The 25442-nt window shown below is 66.4% G+C and carries 19 protein-coding genes; 10 read left to right on the top strand and 9 right to left on the bottom strand.

All coding sequences use genetic code 11. The features are described from left to right. Nucleotides 1–6: 6 nt before the first annotated feature. The 7 genes from G9C89_RS00235 to G9C89_RS00265 all read right to left on the bottom strand — a co-directional run bounded on the left by G9C89_RS00235 (nt 7) and on the right by G9C89_RS00265 (nt 9957). Complete coding sequence (locus G9C89_RS00235; protein WP_172143352.1) at nt 7–1434, bottom strand: MBOAT family O-acyltransferase; 1428 nt, start codon at nt 1432–1434, stop codon at nt 7–9. Nucleotides 1435–1449: 15 nt separating this feature from the next. Continuing rightward, nucleotides 1450–2850: an alginate export family protein gene (locus G9C89_RS00240; protein WP_172143353.1), complete on the bottom strand. Its 1401-nt coding sequence runs from the start codon at nt 2848–2850 to the stop codon at nt 1450–1452. Beyond that, nucleotides 2847–4175, bottom strand: a complete 1329-nt coding sequence (locus G9C89_RS00245) for a sel1 repeat family protein (RefSeq protein ID WP_172143354.1) — start codon at nt 4173–4175, stop codon at nt 2847–2849. The genes G9C89_RS00240 and G9C89_RS00245 overlap by 4 nt, the downstream gene beginning before the upstream one ends. Nucleotides 4176–4194: 19 nt before the next feature. Next, entirely contained in the window at nt 4195–5352 is a 1158-nt protein-coding gene (locus tag G9C89_RS00250) for a PilZ domain-containing protein (RefSeq protein ID WP_172143355.1), read from the bottom strand. A 16-nt stretch (nt 5353–5368) separates the two neighbouring features. Continuing rightward, nucleotides 5369–6883 (bottom strand): glycosyltransferase family 2 protein, encoded by a 1515-nt coding sequence (locus tag G9C89_RS00255; protein WP_172143356.1) that lies wholly within the window; start codon nt 6881–6883, stop codon nt 5369–5371. A gap of 243 nt (nt 6884–7126) precedes the next feature. After that, entirely contained in the window at nt 7127–8575 is a 1449-nt protein-coding gene (locus G9C89_RS00260) for a mannose-1-phosphate guanylyltransferase/mannose-6-phosphate isomerase (RefSeq protein WP_172143357.1), read from the bottom strand. Nucleotides 8576–8646: 71 nt separating this feature from the next. After that, nucleotides 8647–9957, bottom strand: coding sequence for a nucleotide sugar dehydrogenase (locus G9C89_RS00265; RefSeq protein ID WP_172143358.1), 1311 nt, complete (start codon nt 9955–9957; stop codon nt 8647–8649). 714 nt (nt 9958–10671) lie between these two features. Between G9C89_RS00265 and G9C89_RS00270 the strand changes: the two genes are divergently transcribed. After that, nucleotides 10672–14256, top strand: a complete 3585-nt coding sequence (locus tag G9C89_RS00270; RefSeq protein ID WP_172143359.1) for a DUF2339 domain-containing protein — start codon at nt 10672–10674, stop codon at nt 14254–14256. Then, nucleotides 14253–15620 (top strand): DUF3999 domain-containing protein, encoded by a 1368-nt coding sequence (locus G9C89_RS00275; protein WP_172143360.1) that lies wholly within the window; start codon nt 14253–14255, stop codon nt 15618–15620. The genes G9C89_RS00270 and G9C89_RS00275 overlap by 4 nt, the downstream gene beginning before the upstream one ends. Before the next feature lie 8 nt (nt 15621–15628). Here the strand turns inward: G9C89_RS00275 and G9C89_RS00280 are convergent, their stop codons facing one another. Next, nucleotides 15629–16030, bottom strand: coding sequence for a YkgJ family cysteine cluster protein (locus G9C89_RS00280; protein WP_172143361.1), 402 nt, complete (start codon nt 16028–16030; stop codon nt 15629–15631). Between the two features lie 382 nt (nt 16031–16412). Between G9C89_RS00280 and G9C89_RS00285 the strand changes: the two genes are divergently transcribed. The 5 genes from G9C89_RS00285 to G9C89_RS00305 all read left to right on the top strand — a co-directional run bounded on the left by G9C89_RS00285 (nt 16413) and on the right by G9C89_RS00305 (nt 20700). Next, on the top strand, nt 16413–18062 hold the full coding sequence (locus tag G9C89_RS00285; RefSeq protein WP_172143362.1) for a histidine kinase N-terminal 7TM domain-containing diguanylate cyclase: 1650 nt from the start codon (nt 16413–16415) through the stop codon (nt 18060–18062). Between the two features lie 105 nt (nt 18063–18167). Continuing rightward, complete coding sequence (locus tag G9C89_RS00290) at nt 18168–19175, top strand: class 1 fructose-bisphosphatase (RefSeq protein WP_172143363.1); 1008 nt, start codon at nt 18168–18170, stop codon at nt 19173–19175. A gap of 3 nt (nt 19176–19178) precedes the next feature. Continuing rightward, complete coding sequence (locus G9C89_RS00295; RefSeq protein ID WP_172143364.1) at nt 19179–19781, top strand: DUF924 family protein; 603 nt, start codon at nt 19179–19181, stop codon at nt 19779–19781. Between the two features lie 93 nt (nt 19782–19874). Next, nucleotides 19875–20129, top strand: a complete 255-nt coding sequence (locus G9C89_RS00300) for an outer membrane protein assembly factor BamE (protein WP_172143365.1) — start codon at nt 19875–19877, stop codon at nt 20127–20129. A 10-nt stretch (nt 20130–20139) separates the two neighbouring features. Beyond that, nucleotides 20140–20700 (top strand): lipocalin family protein, encoded by a 561-nt coding sequence (locus G9C89_RS00305; RefSeq protein WP_172143366.1) that lies wholly within the window; start codon nt 20140–20142, stop codon nt 20698–20700. A 183-nt stretch (nt 20701–20883) separates the two neighbouring features. On the opposite strand, the gene G9C89_RS00310 is transcribed toward G9C89_RS00305, so the two are convergent. Then, entirely contained in the window at nt 20884–22248 is a 1365-nt protein-coding gene (locus G9C89_RS00310; RefSeq protein WP_172143367.1) for a formimidoylglutamate deiminase, read from the bottom strand. A 93-nt stretch (nt 22249–22341) separates the two neighbouring features. Between G9C89_RS00310 and hutC the strand changes: the two genes are divergently transcribed. The 3 genes from hutC (at nt 22342) to G9C89_RS00325 (ending at nt 25424) form a co-directional block, all read left to right on the top strand. Beyond that, complete coding sequence (hutC, locus tag G9C89_RS00315) at nt 22342–23094, top strand: histidine utilization repressor (protein WP_172143368.1); 753 nt, start codon at nt 22342–22344, stop codon at nt 23092–23094. Further along, complete coding sequence (locus G9C89_RS00320; RefSeq protein ID WP_172143369.1) at nt 23091–23684, top strand: HutD/Ves family protein; 594 nt, start codon at nt 23091–23093, stop codon at nt 23682–23684. The genes hutC and G9C89_RS00320 overlap by 4 nt, the downstream gene beginning before the upstream one ends. A gap of 414 nt (nt 23685–24098) precedes the next feature. Beyond that, the gene (locus G9C89_RS00325; protein ID WP_172143370.1) at nt 24099–25424 is read left to right on the top strand and encodes a YjiH family protein; all 1326 of its coding nucleotides are present in this window, start codon (nt 24099–24101) and stop codon (nt 25422–25424) included. The last annotated feature ends 18 nt before the right edge of the window (nt 25425–25442 follow it).

Genomic DNA, 25442 nt, shown 5'->3' on the forward strand with positions numbered 1-25442 from the left:
GGCCTCCTAGAACTGGAAGTAGAGGAACGGGGAAAAGGAATTGGCGGCCAGGCGGCTCAGCGACAAGCCGAAGCCGGCCCACAGCAGCAGCATGCTCAGGCCGCCGACATGCTGCATCCAGTAGCCCTGCTTGTGCCCGGCGTAGTAGCGCAGGTTGACCCGCCCGGCGAGGGCGATCCAGACCAGCGCCAGGCCGGTGAAGGCCACGGTCATGCTCGAGGTCTCGACGAAGTAGGCGTCCAGCGAGCCGATGCCGCGCAGGCCATACATGCCGGTGAGGAGATTCAGGGCGTGATCGGTATCGCCGGTGATGAAGAACGGCATCACCCCGCACAGCACGACCAGCGCCAGGATGTTGCGCCACAGCCGGTAGGGGCCGTTGACCTTGGTCACCAGATTGAAGCGCCGTTCGAGCAGCATGAGCACGGCGAAATACAGGCCGAAGAGGATGTAGGCAAAGCTCGCCCCGTGCCAGAAGCCGGACAGCAGCATGGTGCAGAACAGCGCCCCTTCGGCCTTCAGGGTTCGCGAGCGGATCAGCGGCAGGTAGACGTAATCGCGCAGGAAGTCGGCCAGGGTCAGGTGCCAGCGGCGCCAGAACTCGGTCATGCTCTGGCACAGCAGCGGCTGGTTGAAGTTCTCGGCGAAGCGAAAGCCCATCATCATGCCCAGGCCGATGGCCATGTCGCTGTAACCGGAGAAGTCGAAGTACAGCTGCAGCAGGGAGATGAACATGCCGAACCAGGCATCCACCATCTGCGGCTGCGACTCGCCGAGGATCACCGCGCCCAGCGGCGCCAGCGAGTCGGCGATCAGCACCTTCTTGACGAAGCCGAGCATGAAGCGCGCGGCGCCGAGGCTGAACAGTTCCAGCGAATGGCTGCGCTGCTTGAGCTGTTGGTCGATCAGGCTGTAGCGCAGGATCGGCCCGGCGATCAGTTGCGGGAACAGGGCGATGAAGGCGGCGAAGTCGACGAAGCGCCGGGTCGGCTCGGCATCTTTGCGGTAGATGTCGACGATGTAGCTGAGCGCCTGGAACACATAGAAGGAGATGCCCAGCGGCAGGATGATGTGCTCCAGGGTGAAGGTATTGATGCCCAGCGGCTGCAGCACCTCGGCGATCACCTCGACGCCGAAGTTGGCGTATTTGAAGTAGCCGAGCGCGGCCAGGTCGCCGATCACGCCGATGCTCAACAGGCGGAACGCGGTCTGCTTGTCGCCGCCGTCGATGCGCTGCTTGATCAGCAGGCCGAACCAGTAGTTCCAGTAGGAAATGCCGACGAACAGCAGGAGGAAATCCGGGCGCCACCAGGCATAGAAGACATAGCTGCCGAGCACGATGACGTAGGAACGCCAGGAGTCCTTGACCAGGTAATAGACCAGCAGGAACACCGGCAGGAACAGGAACAGGAAGATGTTCGATGTGAAGACCATGGCGACACCTCTGGATTAGTAGCGCAGCACGACGCCGAAGGAGACCTGGGAATCGTTGTCGAGGTTGCCGATGGCATCCCCCGCCCGGAAATAGCTGGCGGTGAGCAACGCGTTGATTTGCATATGCTTGTCTTGCACGGCGTAGGGGAACATTGCCCAGTAGTAATTCAGGTCCAGGGTCTGGCCGAGTGAGCGGCTGCCGCTGCGCTCGGCCGGTTCGGCCAGGCTCAGCGGCAGGTCGCCGTCGGCATCGCGCAGGTGCAGGTCGGTCAGGCGCAGGTCGAGGTAGTGGCGCGGCCGCGGTCGGCTTTCCAGGGCGATGCCGTAATAGGCCAGGTTGTGCAGGTCGACGCCGATGAAGGCGCTGACCAGGCCGCTGCTGTAGGTCTCCGGGTTGGCCACCCGGTCGGACTGGATGGCGTTCAGGTAGAAGCCGTCGGTGCTCGCGTCCGGCTTGTCGGTGATGCCGCCGTACAGGGCCAGGCGCGGGCTCCAGGGCCGCTCGGCGAAGCGCTTGCCGATCTCGCCGAGCAGCGCCCAGCCGTGGCGATCCTGTTCCTCGCCGCTGGCCAGCTCGACGCGGCCGTCGAGCAGCGCCAGCTCCAGGCGATAGTCGCTGAACAGCGGGGTGACGCTCGGCTCGTCGCCGTGGAAGAACAGGCCGACGCGCCCGCCCTCGAAGTCGCTGGGGTCATCCGCGTCGCGCCCGGAGTAATCCTGTTCCAGCAGCAGGCGCAGCCCCGCCCAGTTCTCGCCGCTCCAGCGCAGGGCGTATTCGCCCATGGCGTAGGCGATGTCGCGCTCGCTGGCGTCCAGCGCCTGGCTGTCGCTGTTGTAGCTGTGCAGCTTTTGCCCGAGGGCGACGAAGCCGCGGGCGAAGGTGTCGTCGAAGCTCAGGCGCAGCGACTCCAGGCTGTCGTCCCACCAGATGCCGAAGTGGTCGGAGTAACGCTGGCGACCGAGGCTGAGGGCGAAGCGCGGGTCGTCGCCGAGCAGGTTGCGGCGTACATAGAACTCGCGCAGCTCGGCGCTGAAGTATTCGATCTGCTGGCTGTTCTCCTGCTGCAAGCCGGTGCTGGCCTGGCTGGCGCTGTTGTAGTTGAGCCAGGCGCGGGCGAAGGCCTGCCATTTCGGCCACTGCGGCTCGCTCGAGCGCCAGCTCAGCGAGGGCTCGTAGCGCAGGCCATAGAAGCCCTTGCCGTCGTTGCCCAGTTGCGAATTTTCCGGGCCGTAGCCGCCCTGCAGAGTGAGCTTGTGGTTCAGCTCGACGGCGCTCGGCCTGGCGGCCGCCACCGCGGGCGCGGGCAGGCTGGCCGGGTCGCTGACGGCGCCTTGCTGATCGATGGCCGCGGCCTGGCTGGCGAGCAGGGCCAGCAGCCAGGGGGCGCAGCGCGGCAAGTGGTTCGCGCGCTTCATAGCGCCGCCTCGATGTCACGGATGATGCCGTTGCGCGCCTGCAGGGCCTGGTTGAGCTGCTCCTGGCTGATCTGCTGCGCCAGTTCCTTGAGGTATTTGCGTGCGCCCAGTTCGCCGCCGTCGACGGCGATCTTGGCGTAGGCGTAGGCCTTGACCTTGTCGTGGCAGATGCCCTTGCCGCCGCCGTAGAGGGTGGCGATGCGGTAGAAGGCCGAGGGCACGCCGCGGGCGGCGAGGATGCGGTAGCTGGCGATGGCCTTGGCCTGGTCCACCTGGTCCAGGCCGCCCATGCTGTAGAGCTCGCCGAGGTTGAGGTAGGCGTTCTGGTAGCCCTCGGCGAGCAGGGCCTGAATGATTTCATGGGCCTTGAACGGGTCGAGGCTGCGCCAGCCGCGCACCAGATAGGCCGAGGCGCGCAGGGCGCGGCCTTCCTGCGGGCGGGTCAGTTCGACCTGGTCGATCAGGGCGAACACCTCTTCGGCGCTGTAGCTCTGCGGCGCCGACATCATGTAGCTGGCCTTGGACACCCGGGCCTGCTCGGCCTGGCGGGCGATGGCGTTGTCCAGCCACTGCATGACCTGCGGGTCGTGTTCGCGGGGAATGCTGCTGAGCAGGCTGCCGATGGCCAGCACCACGGCCACCGGCAGGCTGTCGATCTGCCCCAGCAGGCCGCTCACCCTGGCCGGGAACAGCTCGTCCTGCTCCTCGCCGAGAAATTGGTAATAGCGCTCCACTGCCCGCGCATCGCTGCGCAGGGCGCTCAGGTAGAGGTTGTCCGCCAGCGCGCGCTGGCCCTGCTGCTCGGCCAGGCGCGCGCGGTACAGCGCACTGGCGCAGGTCTCCAGGCAGGCGCGCTGGTGCAGGCTGATCAGCTCGCGCACCTGGGCCGGCAGGTACAGCTCGGGGTAGACCAGGAACAGGTCGAGGCTGGTGGTCACGCTGTTGATGTCCCGGGTCGGCGCGAAGCGTTGCACGGCCTGGCTGAAGAAGGCGCGCTGGGCGTCATGGCCGTTGGGCAGGCGTTCGCTGAAGTTGGCCAGGCCGACCAGGGCGTCGAGCTGGCCGTGGCCGTCGGCGAAGGCCGCCTGATAGAGGGCGATGGCCTCCTGCTGTTGGTTGCGCTCGGCGGAGCCGGCCAGCACATCGGCCAGCAGGCGCATCGAGGCGCGGTCGCCACGCTCGGCGAGCAGGCGCAGCTCGGCCGCGACCTCGGCCTGCGGATCCTGGTGCAGGCGGTACTGGATCTGCTGCAGGCTGGCGGCCTGGGCCGGGCCAGCCGCCAGGGCGAGCAGCAGCAGACATGACGGAATAGGGCATTTGAGCATGCGCTTCTCCTGCTGCGGTTCAGTAGCCGGGGAGCCCGGAGAGCAGCGGCAGACCCTTGAACAGGTCGACCACCACCGGCTTCTGGTAGGCCGCCAGCGGCAGCGGCTGATCGGGACGGATCTGCAGCAGCAATTGCTGGGTCAGCGGATCGAGCGCCGAACCGACCACCTGGCCGCCGAGCTTGCCGTCGACGCCAAACACCTGCAGCTCGATCGCGGCGATGTCGCGCAGGTCCTTGAGCTTGTCGAAGGGGAAGCTGGCCCTGACGAACAGGCTGTTGTCGCCGAGCGGGATCAGGTGCGCCAGCTCGGCGAACTTGTAGCCGTAGCCATCAACCATCGCCTTGGGCAGGTACAGCCAGCAGTCGCACGGGCTGGCGATGGTGGTCTCGATCAGCGAGCGGCCGAGCAGGGCCTGCAGGTCGGTCTGGGTGATGTCGGCCAGGGCCTTGAGGTCGGCCGGGGTGGTGAAACTGGTGGCCAGCTGGGTGGATACCGTGGCGATCGGCTGACCGGCCTCGACCCGCTGGGTGCCGGCGGGAACGAGGAATTTCACATAGCCGTTCTCCGGCATGCTGATCACGTGGGCGTCGGCGCTGACCAGGGCCTGGGTGGCCGCCACGCGGAAGAACAGCAGGTAGGTCTTGAACCCCAGCAGGCCGGCGATGGCCAGCCCGGCGAGCAGGTACAGGGCACTGCCGACCAGGGCCAGCAGGCGCTCGCGCAGGCTGCGCGCGGTGGCGAGCTTGTGCTTGCGCTGCTTGATGTGGTTTTCCCGCTGCATGACGTTGAACAGGCCGTTGACGTCGACCATCTCGCCGGCCATGTAGGCGCCGATGAGGTAGCGCAGGATGTCGCGCTTCTGCCCGTCGAGGTCGACGAACTGGGCGCCGATCAGCTCGCCGGCGTGCGAGGTCACCTTGATCCGCGTATCGATCCTCAGCATCACCTGGTGCAGGTCGAGCTGGATCGAGGCGCTGTGCAGGCTGCCGATGCTCAGCTGCGGTGCCCCACGCAGGCTGAGGCCACCGAGGGAAATATCTTCGATGCGGCACTCGATGCTGGCGCCGCCGCTGTCGAGGACCACCTGGGCGGGCATCCGGGTGCGCACGTATTGGCGCTCGTCGATCGCTTCGTGGACCACGCTTGCTGCTGGGGGAGAAATGGCGCTACTCATGGGCATCCGCCTCGGATCAGGATTGGGAAAGGGTCAGCAGCATGGCCACGGCGCCGAAGAACAGGGCGACGGAGGAGGCCAACATGGTTTTCGACGACCAGCGATTGAGGGCCAGGTCGAAGCCCAGGGGGCTGCGCTCGAGCGTGGTCTTCTGCCGGGTCCAGCTCTGCTGGTCCATGTGGAACAGCGCGTACACCTTCATCAGCGAGCCGACGATCTGGTTGTAATAGAGCACCAGCGGGTACAGCGGATCGACCGGGTGCCCGGCGAACACAAACAGCAGGCTGACCAGGCTGCGGGTCAGCAGCACCCAGAACAGGTAGACCAGCAGGAACTGGATGCCGAACAGCAGCGCCGCCACCAGGCAGGCGCTCAGGCCGAGCAGGCTGGTCCACATCGACAGGCGTTGGTCATAGAGCACGTACAGGGTGAACAGCCCCAGTTGGCGCAAGCCCAGCAGGCGGGTGGCGCGAAAGTTCTGCCGCAGCGAATTGCCGTACCAGCGAAACATCAGCTGGCGGGTGGCGCGCAGGAAGCTGCTGTCTGGCGGATGCTCGACGGTCAGGGTGTTGCTGTCGGGCACGTAGAAGGTGTCCCAGCCGGCGCGCATCAGGCTGAACCAGGAGGACTTGTCGTCGCCGGTGAGGAACTGGAAGCGGCCCAGGCGCCAGTGCTGGAGGAAGTCGGCCTCGACATCCCTGATGAAGTCCGGCTCGATCATCACGCTGGCGCGGAAGAACGACAGCCGCCCGGTCATGGTCAGCACGCGCCGCGACAGGGCCATGGAGCACATGTTGATATGGCGTTGGGCGAAGCGCAGCGCGTGCCATTCGCGGATCAGCTTGCCGCCTTCGACCTGGCAGAACTCGTTGGTGGTGATGCCGCCGACGCTGGGCAGGTAGGCGAAGAATTTCACCGCATTGGCCACGCAGCCGGGCAGCAGCATGGTGTCGCCATCGACCACGCCGACCACCGCGTCGCCCCCCGGCATGCGTCGCGACAGGGCGCGGAAGGCGTGGGCCAGGCCGTCGCGCTTGCCGGTGCCGCGGGCGCGCACGATCAGCAGCTTGATGTCGGGGCGCTCGCGCACCTCGCGGCGCATGATCTGCTTGATCAGGTCCTCGTCGCCCTTCTCGACGATCGAGGCGATCACCGTGCAGGGCACTGGCAGGCGCTGGATCTCCTGAAACACCGACTGGTAGACCTTGAAGGTGGTCGGCGCGGGGATGCGGAAACTGGTCACCACCATATAAAGCTGCGAGGGCAGCGCCGCCTCGCCCAGGCGCTCGACCGCCTTGCGCATGGCCGGGAAGCGCCAGTGCAGGAAGTACATGCCGCGCAGGTAGTGGGCGATGGCGTTGCCATAGCGCCAGGTGCCGAGGGCGCCGATCAGTAAGATGAAGTTCTTGTGCTGCGGATCGAACAGCCCGGGGTCGAGCAGGCCGGCCAGCAGCATCAGGCTGGCGAGCAGCAGGCTCCAGCCGAGCAGCTGGCTGCAGGCGTCGTGCAGTCGCGAGTTGGGCTTGGGCATGGCGTCAGCGTGCTCCTGTGCTGGTTACGGGGTGCTGGCCGCTACGGCGAGCCCGGCACGCCGTGCGCCGGGAACGCGGGTTGCTCGAGCTGTTCGGTTGCGCGCGCATAGCCATACCCCTCGACCCTGCGGGCCGATCGATTGTGCATAGAGGCAGTCAGGCAAAGGTGCTGCGTGGTCGAGGCCTCCCGCAGTGGGAGGCTGGCGCCGTCGTGCGGCGCTTCGGCTCGCCTGGTGTTGCTGTCAACGCTTGAGCAGTTGTTCGCCCTCGCGCTGGCTGGCGCTGCGGCCGTAGACATCCTCCAGGCGCTGGATATCGTCTTCGCCGAGGTAGCTGCCGGACTGCACTTCGATGATCTCCAGGGGGATCTTTCCCGGGTTGGCCAGGCGGTGCACCGAGGCGATGGGGATATAGGTCGACTGGTTTTCCGTGAGCAGGAAGCTCTGGTCGTCGCAGGTCACCTGCGCGGTGCCGGATACCACGATCCAGTGCTCGGCGCGGTGATGGTGCATCTGCAGCGAGAGTTGCGCACCGGGCTTGACCGAGAGGTGCTTGACCTGGAAGCGCGAGCCGATATCGACCGAGTCGTAGGCGCCCCAGGGGCGGTAGACCTGGCTGTGGTTCTGCGCTTCCTGGCGCTCCTGGGCGGTGAGGTTGTTGACCAGCTGCTTGACCTCCTGGGTGCGCGCGCGGGGGACGATCATCAAGGCATCCTTGGTCTCGACCACCACCAGATCGTCCAGACCGATCAGGGTGACCAGCTTGTCGCCGCCATGCACCAGGCAGTTGTGGCAATCCTGCAGCAGCACATCGCCCTTGAGCACGTTGCCGTATTCGTCCTTGTCCTGCACATCCCACAGCGAGGACCAGCAACCGACATCGCTCCAGCCGGCCTGCAGGGGTACCACGCAGGCGCGCGTGGTGCGTTCCATGACCGCGTAGTCGATGGAATTGTCCGGGCAGCAGGCGAAGGTGGCCGGGTCGATGCGCACGAACTCCAGGTCGTTGCGGCTGCGCTCCAGGGCCAGCAGGCAGGTGTCGTAGATGTCCGGTTCGTGGCGTTTCAGTTCTTCCAGGTAGCGGCTGCAGCGGAACATGAACATGCCGCTGTTCCAGAAGTAGTCGCCGCTGGCGACGAATTCGCAGGCCTTGGCCTGGCACGGCTTCTCGACGAAGCGTTCGACCGCCAGCACCCCGGGTGGCAGGTCACCCGGTCCGGGATGGCTCTTGATGTAGCCGTAGCCGGTTTCCGGCGTGCTCGCCGGCACGCCGAACAGCACCAGCTCGCCCTGTTCGGCGGCGGCGCGGGCCAGTTCCAGGGCACGCTGCAGGGCCGGCTGATCCTCCAGGACATGATCGGCGGGCAGCACCAGCAGCAGTTCGTCGCGGCCCTCGGCGAGCAGTTTCAGGGCGACGATGGCGATCGCCGGGGCGGTGTTGCGGCCGAACGGCTCGAGCAGCACCGCCTGCGCGGTGCCGCCGATGCGGGCGAGCTGCTCGCCGACGATGAAGCGGTGCTCCTCGTTGCACACCACGATGGGGGCGGCCATGCCCTCGCCGACGACCCGCAGCAGGGTCTGCTGGAACAGGGTCTGCGCACCGGTCAGGGCGAGGAACTGCTTGGGGTACAGCTTGCGTGACAAGGGCCAGAGGCGCGAGCCACTGCCGCCGGACAGGATCACTGGAATCATGGTCGTTCTCCTCGAAGGTGCTGCCCGCAGCGGGCGCACGCAGGGAATTCGCAGGGTTGGGTTAAGGGCGTCTACCAGCAGATGCCTTCGCTACCGTCACGGCTGGGATGCGCCATGAAGCCGACCAGGTCGACGACCTGCTTGCCATCCGGCACCTGCTGGGCGAGCACGCGGAAGCGCTCGTCGGCGTTGCCCAGGACGATGAGGTCGGCGCGCGCGACGACCCGCTCGAAATCACTGTCGAGCAGGGACGACACATGGGGGATCTTCGCCTCGATGTAGTCCTTGTTCGCCCCGTGGACCCGGGCGTACTCGACGTTGCTGTCGTAGATGCTGAGGGCGTAGCCCTTGCCGATCAGCATCTCCGCCAGCTCCACCAGCGGGCTCTCGCGCAGGTCGTCGGTGCCGGCCTTGAAGCTCAGACCGAGCAGGGCAATGCGCTGCTTGGCGTGGCTGGAGATGATGTCGAAGGCGTGCTGCACCTGCGCGCCGTTGCTGCGCATCAGCGAGCCGATCAGCGGCACCTCGACGTCGAGCTGGCCGGCGCGGTAGGACAGGGCGCGCACGTCCTTGGGCAGGCAGGAGCCGCCGAAGGCGAAACCGGGCCGCAGGTAGTAGCGCGACAGATTGAGCTTGTGGTCCTGGCAGACCACGTCCATCACCTCGCGGCCGTCGACGCCGACCGCCTTGGCGATATTGCCGATCTCGTTGGCGAAGGTCACCTTGGTGGCGTGCCAGACGTTGCAGCTGTACTTGATCAGCTCGGCGACATCGATGCTCTTGCGCACGATGGGCGCGTCCAGCTCCTGGTAGAGCGCTTGCAGCAAGTCGCCGGAGCGCTGGTCGAGTTCGCCGATCACCGTCATCGGCGGATAGTTGTAGTCCTCGATGGCGGTGCTTTCGCGGAGGAACTCGGGGTTCACCGCCACGCCGAAATCGATGCCGGCGCGCTTGCCCGAACACTCTTCGAGAATCGGGATGACGACGTTCCTGACCGTTCCCGGCAACACCGTGCTGCGCACGACCACGCTGTGCCAGGCGGACTTCTCCCGCAGTGCGGCGCCCACCTGCGCACAGACCGATTCGATGAAGTGCAGGGCCAGGTCGCCGTTGCGCTTGCTCGGCGTGCCGACGCACAGCAGCGACAGTTCGCTGCTGTGCACCGCGGCCTGGACGTCGGTGCTGCCGCTCAGCGTACCGGCCTTGACGCCCGCTTCCAGCAGCGCCTGCAGGCCCGGTTCGACGATCGGCGATTTACCCTGGTTGATCAGATCGATCTTGCTCGGCGAGATGTCTACGCCGATTACCGCATGCCCGCGTGCCGACAGGCAGCCGGCACAGACCGCGCCGACATAACCCAAGCCAAAGATGCTGATACGCATTGCTCCATCCCCTTACGGTGATCAACTTCAGGGCGCACGCAGCCAGCTGACAGGCGCCAGTTGAAAATCAGTTAGGGCAGTGATTCAAGGTTCGCCACAACCACAGTGGCGAAGGACATGAAGCGGGCAACCGCACTGAGTGCAGCTAAGGTCTGCCAACGGCTTCTTGTCGATCCACGCAGGGACAACAGAACTCTGCAGCGAGTAAGTCGGGCAGCAAAGCGAGGGCCGCCGTCTCGTTCAGAGTGAATGGTGTTTTATCGTTATTCTGTTCTGGCTTGGCGAAATTCAATCAATTCCACCTCACGAGTAGGGTCTTAGGCTAACAGTGCGCCGATGCCAGTCAATAAGTTGGCAAGAATGATTCGGCATAAGGGATTTAGGTCTTAGCTCGTCAAAAAAACGTCTTTGCGGCGTGACCGATTGGCTGGCGGTGATTGCCGCGGCGTTCGCTTTAATGGGCGGCGAGTGCTCTAGCCCTGGGGTTTTGCTCTGGTTAGCGGACTCGCCTGAGGGCGTGGCGAGTGTCGGCTGACCGCGGCAGAGGGTCGTCCACTGGTTGTCGCCGTCCGTCGGCTGGTCAGGTGAATATTTTCTGTGCCTGTGATGCGTCATGCAGGCGTCTCTCTGGGTAAGCCGCGGGCGGGCTTCTATACTGCCGCCACCTGGCATTGCCTGGATGCGCGGGCTTTTATCTGATCGGGAACGCACTGCATGCAATGGATCTTCATGCTGGTCGGGCTGGTGCTGGGGGCTCTGGTTGCAGAGTCGCTGACTGGCGCGTTGTTGGCTGGCTTGGTCGGCCTGGGTATGGCTCAGGCGCTCAAGCTCAGGGGGCTGGAGGCACAGAACGCCGAGTTGGCAAAGCAGCTGAAAAGTTTCGCCGAGCGCTTCGAGCGAGGTACCCAGGCCATCCATGAGCGGCTGCTCAAGGTCGAGGCGCCGCCTGCGGCGGCGGATGAGTCGCCGCTGGCCACGGCGCCGGCGGCCGAGATGGCGCCCGTCACCGCCGAGCCTGCAGCCGAGGCGGAACTGACCTGGGAACTGCCGCCGGAGATTCTCGCGCAAGCCGAGGCCGAGCCCGCGCCGCCATCGGGCAGTAGCGACGCCTGGACCCGGGCGGCGGATCAACCAGGTGCCGCACCCGCTGCGCGCCAGCCGGTCGAGCCGCGCGAACCTTCGCCGCTCGAACGCGCCATCGACCGGGCCCAGGCCTGGCTGTTCGGGGGCAATACCGTGCTGCGCATCGGTGTGCTGCTGCTGTTCCTCGGCCTGGCCTTTCTCCTGCGCTACGCCACCGAAGGCATGGTGGTGCCGGTGCAGCTGCGTTACGCCGGGGTTGCGGCCAGCGCCATCGCCTTGCTCGGCCTGGGCTGGTGGTTGCGCCTGCGCAACCCGAACTACGGCCTGATGCTGCAAGGCGCGGGCATCGCCGTGCTGTACCTGACGATCTTCGCCGCCATGCGCCTGCATCCGTTGCTCGCGCCGGCGCAGGCGTTCGCCCTGCTGTTGCTCGTGACCCTCTGTTCGGCAATTCTCGCGGTGACGCAGAACGCCCTGGGGCTGGCGGCCGCGGCCGCGCTCGGCGGCTTTGCCGCGCCCATCCTGACCTCGACCGGCAGCGGCAACCATGTCGCGCTGTTCAGCTATTTCGTCCTGCTCAACAGCGCCATCCTGGCCATCGCCTGGTTCAAGACCTGGCGCCTGCTCAACCTGATCGGCTTCGTCGGCACCTTCGGCATTGGCTTCGCCTGGGGCCTGCGTTCCTACACCCCGGAGTTGCTGGGGAGCAGCGAGCCGTTCCTGCTGCTGTTCTTCCTGATGTACGTGGTCATCGGCCTGTTGTTCGCCCGGCGCAAGCTGGGCGAGGCCGGGGCGGCGCCGCAGGAACGCGAGGCCTTGCTGCGCTGGGCGGCGCGCCAGGGTGATTATGTCGACGCGACTGTGCTGTTCGGTCCGCCGCTGGTGGGCTTCGGCCTGCAATTCGCGCTGGTGCAGCATCTCGAGTTCGCCGCCGCCTTCAGCGCGCTGGCGCTGGGATTGTTCTACCTCGGCCTGGCGCTGCTGCTGGCCAGGCGCACGGAAGGCCGCGCCCTGCTGCTGGTGGAAACCTGCCTGGCGCTGGGAGTGGTGTTCGGCAGCCTGGCGATTCCCCTGGGCCTGGATGCGCGCTGGACTTCGGCCGCCTGGGCGGTGGAGGGCGCCGGCATCTTCTGGCTGGGGTTGCGCCAGCGGCGCAGTCTGGCCCGTGCCTTCGCCCTGCTGTTGCAGGCGGGGGCGGCGCTGGCCTTTCTCGGCGAGCTGCGGCCGGGGCTGGATAGCCTGTTGACCGGCCCGGCGCTGGGCGCGCTGATGCTCGGCGCGGCGCTGCTGTTCAGCTTCTACGCGCTACGTCAGGCGGGTGAAGAACAGTCCTCGGCCTGGGAGCGGCGTGGCTTGCCGGTGTTGGCCTGCGCCGGCCTGGCGTTTCTCTACCTGCTCGCGCCGCTGTGGTTCAACGCCGAGGCCACGGCGATCAGCTGGGCCCTGGCCGGGCTGGCTAGCCTGTTGGTTGGCCTGCGCCTGCAGTCGCGCGCCTTCCTGTTCAGCGCCTTTGCCGTGCAGTTGCTCGGCGGGGCGCTGTTCCTGCTGCAGCTGGATGCGCCCTCGGGCATCGGCAGTGGCGCGTCTGGCGCCGGTTGGCGCGGCTTGCTGACCGCCTCGGTAATCGGCCTGGCGCTGATCGGCGGCATGCTGCTGGCGGCGCGCGATCGACAGGTCAGCCGCGATAGGCGGCTGATGCGCGGGCTGTCGCTGGTCTTGCTGGTCGGGCTGCTGTTCGTCAACCTGGCGGTGCTGTTCGTCCTGCCCTGGCAGAGCGCCAGCGCGGTGTGGGGCGGCAGCGGCTTGTTGATCGTCTGGCTCAGTCTGCAGTTGCAGCAGCGCGCCGGTTTCGCCTTCGGCCTGTTGCTGCAGGGGTTCGGCGGCCTGTCCTTCCTGGTCGCCAGTCCGCTGCTGTTCGCCCCGCTCGGCGGCGAAGGCCTGCGTCCGCTGGCCCATGCCGGGTTCTGGACGCCGGCGGTGCTGGCCATCGCCGCCCTGATCGGCGCCTGGCGCCTGCAGCAGGTGGCGCGCCGCGAGCAGGCCGCTGCGCTGTCTGCCAGGAGCCTGCAGCGCTTGTCGCAGCTGTTGCTGGTCTGGGGCGCTGGCTGGTGGGCGCTGAGCCTGGCCGGCGAAATCCTGCGTTTCGCCGCGCCGGCGCTGCAGGCGCCGCTGTTGCTGCTGGGCGCGGCCCTGAGTGTGGCGCTGTGGCTGCTGGTGGCCGTGCGGGTGCAGTGGCGGGCCATGGCGCTGCTGTGCACGCTGCTGGTGCCGGTGGCGGCGCTGATCCTGCTGTCTGCCTGGCACCTCGAGTATCACCCGCTGGCGGACTTCGGTTGGCTCGGCTGGGGCGCGCTGCTGGTCGTGCATCTGCTGGCGCTGCGGCGCCTGAGCGGTCTGCTGCCGGCCGGGGCGCTGAGCGCCGTCCATGTGCTGGGCTGCTGGCTGATCCTCGCGGTGCTGGCCCTGGAGCTGCGCTATCTGCTCTATCTGCTATCGCAGCACTACAACGCCTGGCGCTGGCTGGGCTGGGCGCTGCTGCCGAGCCTGTATCTGCTTCTGATGGCGACCCCGCGCCAGTGGCCCTGGCCGGTAGCGGCGTATCCGCGCGAGTACCGCCTGTTGGTGGCGGCGCCGCTGGCGCTGCTGATGCTGGCCTGGTTCTGGCTGGCCAATATCGCCAGCGATGGCGCCGCCGAGCCGCTGTCTTATCTGCCGCTGCTCAACCCGCTGGAGCTGGGCTTGCTGATCAGCCTGGTCGCGGTGTTCCACTGGCTGCGCAGCGCCTTGGCGCAACTCGGCCTGGCCGCTGTGGCGCGGGGCCAGCTGGCCCAGTTGCTGGCCGGCATTTCGCTGTTTGCCCTGCTGACGGCGGCGGTGCTGCGCGCCTCCCACCATTGGGGCGGCGTGCCCTACCAGCTGCCGGCGCTGCTCGAGTCGATGCTGGTGCAGGCGGGCTTGTCCATCGTCTGGACCCTGATCGCCCTGCCGCTGATGATCGTCGGCCACCTGCGCGCGCGGCGCGAGCTGTGGCTGGTCGGTGCGGCCCTGATCGGCGTGGTGGTGGCCAAGCTGTTCTTCGTCGAGCTGGGCAATCAGGGCGGCCTGGAGCGCATCGTGTCCTTTATCGCGGTGGGCGTGTTGCTGTTGATCGTCGGCTATTTCGCGCCGCTGCCGCCCCGGCAGTCGGCGCCCGAAACGGAGCAGGTGCGGGTATGAGCAGGTTGATCGGTGTGCGTGGCTGGATCCTGGCGTTGCTGGGCCTGGTCGCCCCCCTGGCGGTGGGGCAGGAAAGCGCCAGTGACTACGCCATCCAGGTGCCGCTGAGCCTGAGCGGCGAAGGCCCCTGGTATCGCCTGGAACTGCCGATGGCCGTGCATATGGCCGCGCGTTACGCCGACCTGCGTGACCTGCGGGTGTTCAACGGCGCCGGCGAGGTGCAGGCCTATGCCCTGAGCCTGGGCAGTGCTCGGCAGCACGAGACGCAGCAGGACAGCGCGGTGAAGTGGTTCCCCTTGCGTGGCCCGCTGCATGCCGAGCAGAGCCCCGGCGTGCGGGTGCAGCGCAGCACCAGCGGCACCCTGGTCGAGGTGCTGGGGGAGGAGGGGGCGCGTGCCGATCAAGAGGTGCTGCGCGGTTGGCTGCTCGATACCAGTGCTATCGAGGCGCCGCTGCAGCAGCTGACGCTCGATTGGAGTGCCGGGCACGAGGGCTTTCAGCGCTTCAGCATCGAGGCCAGCGATGACCTGCAGCACTGGCGCGCCTGGGGCGATGGGCAGATTGCCCGACTGACATTTGCCGATGAACGCATCGATCAGCGTGACGTCCGCCTGCCGGGCCAGTCCGCGCGTTACCTGCGCCTGCTCTGGAGCAGTCCGCGGCAGGCTCCGCAGCTGCTGTCCGCGCGGCTGCTGAGTGCCAGCAGCGACAGGCTGGCGGCACCGCTGAGCTGGTCGGCGGAGTTGTCGCCGAGCAGCGCCAAGGCCGGCGAGTACCGCTGGGACCTGCCGCTGGCGCTGCCGTTGCAGCGCGTGCGGGTCGAGCTGGCCGAGGCCAACACCCTGGCGCCGGTGAGCATCGCGGGCCGGCGTGAGGGTCAAGTGCAGTGGCAGCCGCTGGCGCGCGGCCTGCTCTACCGTCTGCCGCAGGATGGCCAGGAGGTGCTGCAGGATGAGCTGGAGCTGTATGGCGCGCCGGTGCAGCAGTTGCGCGTGCAGGTGGATGAGCGTGGTGGCGGCCTGGGCAGTGCCGCGCCGAGCATCCGGGTCGGCATCCGCGCGACCCAGGTGGTGTTCCTCGCCCGTGGCACGCCGCCCTATGTGCTGGCCATCGGCAAGGCGGCTGGCAGCGCGGCGAGCCTGCCGCTGAGCACCCTGATTCCCGGCTACGACGACCAGCGCCTGGCTGCCCTGGGCGTGGCGACTGCGGCCGCGACGCCTCTGTTAGAAGTGGCGGCAGGCGCCGAGCAGGCGCCAGGCTGGGACTGGCAGCGTTTGGGGCTATGGGCGGTGTTGCTCGCCGGGGTCGGCCTGCTGGTGCTGATGGCCTGGAGCCTGTTGCGCGCCAGACCCGCCGCGCCCTGAGGCGTGATTCAGCTCAGCGCTTTCGGCTTGTATGCACAGTAGCCGGGGCGCGGGCCGATCTTGGGATGGTTGCGGCAGGTGTCCGGGCGCTTGTCGTAGATGGTGCACAGGCGTGTCTTGCGATCCAGGTACAGGCAGTCGTTGTTGCTCATGCGGATCAGGGTGAAGATCCCCGACTTCTGGTTGAAGCGCTCGACGATGCCCTCTTTTTGCAGGCGCTTGGCGATATTCTTCGGCGGCTCGCCCCGCTCGAAGTCGTCGACCACGCCGATGCGGATCAGGTCACCGATACGCACCTCGACCGGCAGCGTGCAGCAGCTGGAGATGCAACCGTGGCACATGTCGCTGGTGTATTTGGCCCAAGTGTCCAGGCGGTCGATTTCGGCGGCGGCGATCAGGTTGTTCTTCATGGGGCTTTGGGTGCGTATTGGCTGGGCGGCGGGCGATGATAGCGGCGTTGGCGGATTTGTGAACTAACATCTGCCGGCTGGTCGGTTTTCTTTTGCGCAAACACGCGGGTGGCGAACCTGGCAGCCGGCCGCCTAGAAGGCAAAGCCGTCGCGGCGGCAGTCGTGCTGGTTTTTCGGGCGATCCCGCGCTCAGGCCGAATAAAACCCTCAGGAAAACAGGGTGATCTGCAGTATCTTTGGCGCTGCCGGCAGTGTGCTGCGGCTTTTTTATCAACCTGTCAGGTCAGGATGGCCGTTCGCGCATGCCACTTCGCCGTGCTCCCCCTTTGCTGAGTGGGGCTTTCCTGCCGTTGCTCCGTGCTCATGCCCCGCAGGTGTGGCCGTGAGCGCTTGTACGGGGTCGGGCTGGGCGCCGAGTGTGCCGGTGGTGCTGACCTGCCTGGTGTGCATCGGTGTGTTGCTGTTGGCGCGCTGGGTCAAGCATCAGCGCAACTTCCCGGGCCGCGAGAGTTTTATCCTGCTGCATGCGGCCTGCCTCTGGTGGATGCTCGCCGCCGCCTTGGAGATGGCCGCGCAGTCGGCCACGTGCAAGGTGTTCTGGGCCAGCATGGCCTGGCCGGGCATCCTCTCGGTGCCGGCCTTCTGGTCGATCTTCCTCTGGCAGTACGTCAATAGCGTGCGCCGGCCTTTGCCGCTGCGCCACACCCTGGGCCTGGCCGTGGTGCCCGTGGCGATCTGGCTGGTGGCCCTGAGCAATCCCTGGCATGGCTGGTTCTACGGCGCGGGGACGGCTGCGCTTTCGGCCGAGCCGGGCGCTCCTGTGCGTTACCAGCACGGCCCGCTGTTCTATGCGGCCGCGGCCTACCTTTACCTGTTCATGGCCTTCAGCATGGGCGTGGTGATCCGTGCGGCGGTCTTCAGCGTTGGCGTCTACCGGCGGCATTATCTGGCCTTTGTCCTGCTCACGATCGTGCCCTGGACGGCCAACATCGGCTACATCGGCTTTGGCTGGACCGTTTTCGGCTTCGACCCGACACCCTTCAGTTTTGCCTTTACCCTGGTGGCATTTGCCTGGCTGATCGTCGGTGTGCGCCTGTTCGATCTGCTGCCGGTGGCGCGCCATCTGCTGCTGGAAGCCTTGCTCGACCCGGTGCTGGTGGTCGATCCGCAGTCGCGGGTGATCGAGAGCAACCCCGAGGCGCTCAAGTTGGCGGGCTTGCAGGGTGACTGGCAGGGGCGAAAGTTGGCCGACTGGCCGGTATTCGGCCGGGATCTGCAGGCGTTACTGAGGCAGCAGGCGAGCAGCGACCGGGATCGGCTGCTGATCCTGGCCAGTTCGTCGCGCTACTTCGAGGTGCGGATTCGGGCGATCGAGCGGGATACGCGCCAGGGCAGCATGCTGCTCGGACAAATGCTCTATCTGCGCGATGTCACCCAGCGCCATCTCAGCGAGCTGAAACTGGCCGAAGCGCTGGCCATCAGCGAGGAGCGCCTGCGCACCATTTCCAGTCTGCATGAGCAGTTGCAGGAGCAGGCGCTGCGCGATCCGCTGACCGGCTTGTACAACCGCCGCTACCTCGACGAGTTCTTCAGCCGCGAACTGGCCCGCGCGGAGCGTGAGCGGACGTCGCTGGCCCTGGCCCTGATCGACCTCGATCATTTCAAGCAGCTCAACGACGAGCATGGTCATCTGGCCGGCGATGATGTGCTCAAGGGCGTGGCCCAGCACTTGCTGGGCAGCCTGCGCGCCTCGGATGCGGTGTTTCGGATCGGCGGTGAGGAATTCCTGCTGATCCTGCCGGGTGTCGATGTGCAGGAGGCGCACAAGCGCCTGCAGTCGATTTGTCAGGGCCTGGCCGCCAGTCCGTTGCCTACCCGCAGCGGCGCGCGCACGGTGACCCTGTCGGCTGGCCTGGCCCTGTGGCCCGCGCAAGGCGGCGCGCTGGATGAACTCCTGCATGCGGCCGATGTCGCACTCTACGAGGCGAAACGGGCTGGACGTAACCGCGTGCAAGTATGCACGCAGGCTTAAACCGTGCCGAATGCCGGGTATGCGCTCCATCCATCCCTGCCTGGAGGCGCTGCCTCCCGTATAGCGTTAAACTGCACACGATTTCTTTCCTTCCCGGAGCCATCCATGTCCCGCATTACCCTGAGCCGCTATCTGATCGAACAGACCCGCAGCCATAACACCCCCGCCGATCTACGCTTCCTTATCGAGGTGGTCGCGCGGGCCTGCAAGGCGATCAGCCATGCGGTCTCCAAGGGCGCGCTGGACGACGTGCTCGGCAGCCTGGGCACCGAGAACGTGCAGGGCGAAGTGCAGAAGAAACTCGACGTGCTGTCCAACGAGATCCTCCTCGAAGCCAACGAGTGGGGCGGTCACCTGGCCGGCATGGCGTCCGAGGAAATGGACAAGGCCTACCAGATTCCCGGGCGCTACCCGAAAGGCGCGTATCTGCTGGTATTCGACCCGCTGGATGGCTCGTCCAACATTGACGTCAACGTCTCGGTCGGCACCATCTTCTCGGTCCTGCGTTGCCCCGATCGCAACGGTGCCACGGGCGATCTCGGCGAAGAAGCGTTCCTCCAGCCGGGCACCGAACAGGTGGCCGCCGGTTATGCGATCTATGGCCCGCAGACCATGCTGCTGCTGACCCTGGGCAACGGCGTCAAAGGTTTCACCCTGGATCGCGAACTGGGTGGCTTCGTCCTGACCCACGACGACATCAAGGTGCCGGAAACCACCCAGGAATTCGCCGTCAACATGTCCAACCAGCGCCACTGGGAAGCGCCGATGCAGCGTTATGTGAGTGAGCTGCTGGCCGGCGAGAGCGGGCCGCTGGAAAAGAATTACAACATGCGCTGGATCGCCTCCATGGTTGCCGATGTGCACCGTATCCTCACCCGCGGCGGCATGTTCATGTACCCGCGCGATAACCGCGATCCTTCGATGCCCGGCAAGCTGCGCTTGATGTACGAAGCCAATCCGATGGCCTTCATCATCGAACAGGCGGGTGGCGCGGCGACCAATGGCAGCCAGCGCATTCTCGAAATCCAGCCGACTTCCTTGCACCAGCGTGTGCCGGTATTCCTTGGCTCCAAGGAAGAAGTCGAGCGCGTGACCGCCTACCACCAGGAGTGATCCATGCATAAACCTTGGCAGCCGTTGCTCGACTGGTGGTTCGGTAGCGGGACGACGGCCGCCGAGGTGGCTGCGGCGCGTTCCGCGCTGTGGTTCGGCAAGCAGGACAGCCAGGACTCTGATGCGCGTGAGCGCTTTGCCGGGCTGGTGGAGCAGGCGCTGGCCGGCGAGTTGGCCGACTGGGCGGATTCGCCGCAGGGCTGGCTGGCACTGATCCTGCTGCTGGACCAGCTGCCGCGGATGATTTTTCGCGACAGTCCGCGGGCCTTCGCCGGTGACGACCTGGCCCGGCAACTGGTGCTCGCCGGGCTGGACGAAGAGCAGGAAGAGGCGCTGGCGCCGCTGCAGCGGGTGTTCGTCTACCTGGTGCTGGAGCACGCCGAAGATCTGCTCCTGCAGGACGAGGCGGTGCGCCGCTTCACCCGCCTGCTGTCCGTCGCGGCGCCTGCCGAGCAGGCGTTGTATGCCGATTATCTGGATTACGCCGAGTGCCATCGCCAGGTGATTGCCCGGTTTGCGCGCTTTCCCCATCGCAATGCCGTGCTGGGGCGGCCCTCGACCGCGGAAGAGCTGGCTTTCCTGCGGGAACCCGGTTCGCGTTTCTGACGTCCAACGGCAGCCGCTGCTGCGGCGCTGTGCCAAGCTTGTCCAACTTTCAATTATGAAGCCAATTCCGAAGCCAATTCTGGAGCCCGCGCCATGTCGTTGCGCTATTTCGCCGTGCTGTTGTGCTGTGTATTGCTGGCTGCTTGCAGCAAGGTCAATCAGGACAATTATTCCAAACTCAAGTCCGGGATGACCAAGCCGGAGGTCGAGCAGTTGCTCGGCGCGCCCAGCGAGTGCGCCGGTGCCCTGGGCCTCACCAGCTGCACCTGGGGTGACGAGAAGAGTTTTATCAGCGTGCAGTACGCCGGCGACAAGGTGGTGATGTTCTCGGGCAAGGGTCTGCAATAAGGAGTGGCTGATGCGTGTATTCGCGGGGTTGCTGGCCGTTGCAGTGCTGGCAGGTTGCGCCAATTCCGGGACCGGAGTGGTGCCGCCGAAAACGGTGGAGACGGTCGATCTGCAGCGCTATCAGGGCACCTGGTACGAGCTGGCGCGACTGCCGATGTTCTTCCAGCGTAACTGCGCGCAATCCGAGGCGCGTTATGACCTGCGGGACGATGGCCGTGTCGCGGTGACCAATCGCTGTCGCACCCTCGAGGGCAAGTGGCAGGAGGCCAAGGGGCAGGCCGTGCCACAGGTGGCGGGGCAGACCGACAAGCTGTGGGTGCGCTTCGATAACTGGTTCAGCAGCCTGCTGCCGGGCGTCGCCAAGGGCGAGTATTGGGTGCTGTACCTGGATGACGACTACCAGACGGCGCTGGTTGGCCACCCGAACCGTGACTACCTGTGGTTGCTGGCGCGTACCCCGCACGTGGCGCCGGCCATGCGCGACAAGTTGCTGGAGGTCGCGCGCGGCCAAGACTACGACACCGCTGCGCTGATCTGGCGCACACCAGACGCCACGCTGCCTCAGCCCTGAGAAACGCCCGGCGCGGGCAATGCTGTTTACTTAAGCCCAAGTGAGCAGCATTTTTTTGTAGCCCGGATGCAATCCGGGGGAAGTCGGGTGTCTGAAAAGCCGCTCCCGGATTGCGCTGGCGCTTATCTGGGCTACGAAGTTGGCTTGTTCTTCGATTAAGCAGTCGTCACGGTGCTGGTGCGGCTAGCCCAGCAGTTCGCGCAGCACCCTGGCAAAGGCCCTGGCGCTTTCCAGTTCACCGGCATGCTGGCGGTCGCGCACCACCCAGCGGCCGCCGACCATGACATCCCGGATCTGCCGCTCGCTGCCGGCGAACAGCCAGCGGCCCAGCAGGGCATCGTCGCTGGCGGTGGCGATATAGGGGTCGTCAGCATCCAGCACCAGCCAGTCGGCGCGTTTGCCGACCGCCAGTTCACCCACCGGCTGGCCGAGCGCCTGGGCGCCGCCAGCCAGGGCCGCGTCGTACAGGCTGCGGCCGATCAGCGGCTGATCGCTGCGATAGAGCCGGTTGCGCCGCTGGTCGCGCAGGCGTTGGCCGTATTCCAGCCAGCGCAGCTCTTCGGCCATATTGACCGAGACATGGCTGTCCGAACCGATGCCCAGGCGCCCGCCCTGGGCGAGGAAGTCCACCGCCGGGAAGATGCCGTCGCCGAGGTTGGCCTCGGTGCTCGGGCACAGCCCGGCCACGGCGCCGCTGCGCGCCATCAGGCTGACTTCGTCGGCCTGCGCATGGGTGGCATGCACCAGGCACCAGCGTTGATCCACCGGCACGTTCTCGTACAGCCATTGCAGGGGCCGGCGCCCGCTCCAGGCCAGGCAGTCGTCGACTTCCTTCTGCTGTTCGGCGATATGGATATGGATCGGGCTGTCGCTGTCGGCGGCGGCCAGCACCGTCTCGATCTGCGCTGGCGTCACCGCGCGCAGCGAATGAAAACACAGACCCAGGCGCTGCGTCGGGTGCTGCTCGAGCAGCGGCTGCAAGCGCTGCTGCAGGGCCAGGTAGCTGTCGCTGCTGTGGATAAAGCGTCGCTGGCCTTGATTCGCCGGTTGGCCGCCGAAGCCGGAATGGCTGTAGAGCACCGGCAGCAGGGTCAGGCCGATGCCCGTATCCAGGGCGGCCTGGCTGATGCGTAGGGCCAGTTCGGCCGGGTCGGCGTAGGGCCGGCCCTGCGGGTCATGGTGCACGTAGTGGAATTCGGCCACCGAGGTGTAGCCGGCCTTGAGCATCTCGATATACAGCTGGCGGGCGATGACCTCGATCTGCTCGGGGCTGAGCTGGCCGACCAGGCGGTACATCAGTTCGCGCCAGGTCCAGAAGCTGTCGTTGGGGTTGCCGGCCACTTCGGCGAGGCCGGCCATGGCGCGCTGGAAGGCGTGCGAATGCAGGTTCGGCATGCCCGGCAGCAGCGGGCCACGCAGGCGCTCGGCGCCTGCGTCCGAGCCGTCGACGGTGATGCTTTCCAGGCTGCCGGAGGCGCTGACCTCCAGGCGGACGTTGTGCGCCCAGCCGTGGGCGAGCAGGGCGCGGGGCGCGAAGAATGCGGGCATAATGCGTATCCAGCTGCTGGTGTTTATTTGTATATACATATACAGGTGTTTGTGGCGCGGGTAAACTGCCGGTCAGGCGACAAGGAGACACACATGACAAAAGCATTCTCGAAGCCGTCCGCGCTTGCCGGTCAGCTCAGTGAAGCACCGGCACCGCTGTATGCCCAGGTCAAGCAGATGATCGTCCAGCAGATCCATAGCGGTGCCTGGCCGGCGCACCATCGGGTGCCCTCGGAAAGCGAGCTGGTGGACCAGCTGGGCTTCAGCCGCATGACCATCAACCGCGCGCTGCGCGAGCTGACCAATGACGGCCTGCTGCTGCGCATGCAGGGGGTGGGCACCTTCGTCGCCGAGCCCAAGGGGCGTTCCGCCCTGTTCGCAGTGAACAACATTGCCGACGAGATCGCCGCCCGCGGCCATCGTCATCAGAGCAAGCTGATTCGCCTGGGCGAGGAGTTGGCCAATCCGGAGCGGGCCATGGCGCTGGATCTGCGCGAAGGGCAGAAGGTCTTCCATTCGTTGATCGTGCATTACGAAAACGAGGTGCCGGTGCAACTGGAAGATCGCTACGTCAATGCGGCGGTGGCGCCGGACTACCTCAAGCAGGACTTCACCCAGCTGACCCCTTACGCCTACCTGTCGCGGGTCGCGCCGCTGACCGAGGGCGAGCACGTGGTTGAGGCGATTCTCGCCGATGCCGAGGAATGCCGGTTGTTGCAGATCGAGCGCGGCGAGCCCTGCCTGCTGATTCGCCGGCGCACCTGGTCGGGGCCGCAGGCCGTGACCGCGGCGCGCCTGCTGCACCCGGGCTCGCGCCATCGTCTGGAGGGGCGTTTCAGTTCATGAGCCGGATGCAGATCCTGCGCGCGGCCGACTATCCGCGCATGCCGTGGAAGAACGGCGCCGGCAGCACCCTGGAGATCGCTCGCGACCGGGGCGAGGGCCTGGATGGCTTCGGCTGGCGCCTGTCGATCGCCGATATCGGCGCGTCGGGCGGCTTCTCCGCGTTCACTGGCTACCAGCGCATCATCAGTGTGCTGGAGGGCGACGGCATGCACTTGCAGGTGGACGGCGCGCTCTCGCGGCCGTTGTTGCCGTTCGATCCCTTCGCCTTCGGCGGTGACAGTCGGGTGGAGTGCCGCCTGCTCGGTGGCGCCATTCGCGATTTCAACCTGATCTATGTGCCGCAGCGTTTCCGTGCCCGCCTGCAATGGCTGCGGGTGGCAGGCGAACTGCGCCTGTTCAGCAGCGCCAGCAGCCTGCTGCTGTTCGCCGCCGATGACGGGTTGCAGGCGAGCCATGCCGGCACCCCGGCGCCGGTGCTGGGGCGCTATGACTGCCTGCAGCTGGAAACCCCCGGCGAGCTGGCCGAGCTGCTGCTACAGGCGCCGGCCGCCGTCTGTTGCCTGATCGAGCTGACGCCGCGGCACGGCTGACCCATCTGGCAAGATACGCCGCTGGGTGGCGGCGACTGCCGCCCGGCGCTAGATCTGCAGGCAACTTCCCCTTCGATCGCGTGGCCAGCAAGTACGGTCTCGTTGGGTCCGGCTATGCCCGTTGCCGGCGTGGCCCATGGGCTGTTACTTGGCTACTCAGTTGTCTAGACATGTACTCACTTTAGCAGGCAAAAAGTTGCTCCGGTAACAGTCTGCGGGCGACCGAGGGTCTGCGGCTATCGTTTCTCAGGCCTGCCGGATAGCCCTGAATTCAAGGCCTGCGCTCTGCTCGGAGGAAAGCCGACCCGGCTTTTCGACGGGCTGGCCCCTCGCTTGCATATGGTTGTATGTACAAGCATATGTGTGTAGATATATGCTCCTACTCCATTGATCCGCTGCACAGGGTGAAAGGCCATGTCCGAAGAGCTTTCTGCAACCGCCACCGTCAGCCAGGGACGCGCCCTGGCGCGGCTTCTGGGCTACAGCCTGGTCGGCCTGTTGGTATTTTTCGTGCCCTTCGAGCTGGGCGGGCGCTCGACCATCCTGCTGGACCACGCTGCCAGCGCCCTGCAGCTCCACGCTCGGCCGCTGGTGATCGGCCTCGCCATGCTGTTCATGCTGTATGGCGCGGTCCAGCCCTGGCTCAGCGGCAGTTGGCGCAGCAGCCTGACCCACGCGGTGTTCAGCGGGCTCAAGGTCGCCGGCCTGGCGATCGGCCTGGGCTACCTGGCCGGCGTCGGCCCGGCGCTGTTGTACCAGCCGGGCATGCTGCCCTTCCTGTTCGACAAACTGGTGCTCAGCCTGGCGCTGATCGTGCCCCTGGGCGCGTTGGCGCTGGTGTTCCTGATCGGCTTCGGCCTGCTGGAGCTGATCGGCGTGCTGATGCAGCCGGTGATGCGGCCGATCTGGCGCACCCCGGGCAAGTCGGCGATCGATGCGGTGGCCTCCTTCGTCGGCAGCTATTCGGTCGGCCTGCTGATCACCGACCGCATGTACCGCCAGGGCCATTACAGCGTGCGCGAGGCGGCGATTATCGCCACCGGTTTCTCCACCGTATCGGCGCCCTTTATGGTGATCATTGCCAAGACCCTCGGCCTGATGCAGATCTGGAACCTGTATTTCTGGGGCGCGATGCTGGTGACCTTCGCCGTTACCGCGGTCAGCGCGCGCCTCTATCCGCTGGCGCGCCTGCCCTCGGAGTCGATTCCCGAAGCGCAGTTGCAAGCCGGCGAGAGCCGCCTGCGAGCGGCCTGGAACGCCGGCCTGGCGCAGGCCGCCGCGGCGCCGTCGCTGATGTCGGCGTTGCGCGAGACCTTCCTCGACGGCCTGCGCATGACCGCCGCCATTCTGCCGAGCATCCTCGCCGTCGGCCTGCTCGGACTCCTGGCGGCCAAGTACACCCCGCTGTTCGACGCCATCGGCGTGCTGCTCTACCCGCTGACCTGGCTGTTCGGCCTGAGCGAGCCGATGGAGGTGGCACGGGCCATTGCCGCCGGGCTGGCGGAAATGTTCCTGCCGGCCATGCTGCTCAAGGACGCCGAGCCGCTGGTCAAGTTCGTCACCGCCATCGTTTCGGTGAGCAGCGTGCTGTTCCTCTCCGCCTCGATCCCCTGCGTGCTCGCCACCCGGATTCCCCTGCGTCTGCGCGACCTGCTGCTGGTCTGGCTGCAGCGCACCCTGCTCAGCCTGGTGTTCAGCATCCCGTTGGCCTACCTGGCGCAATACATGGGCTGGCTGTGAATGTCGCCCGTAGCTACT

The sequence above is a fragment of the Pseudomonas tumuqii genome (genome assembly GCF_013184545.1).
In the GTDB taxonomy this organism is placed as follows: domain Bacteria; phylum Pseudomonadota; class Gammaproteobacteria; order Pseudomonadales; family Pseudomonadaceae; genus Aquipseudomonas; species Aquipseudomonas tumuqii.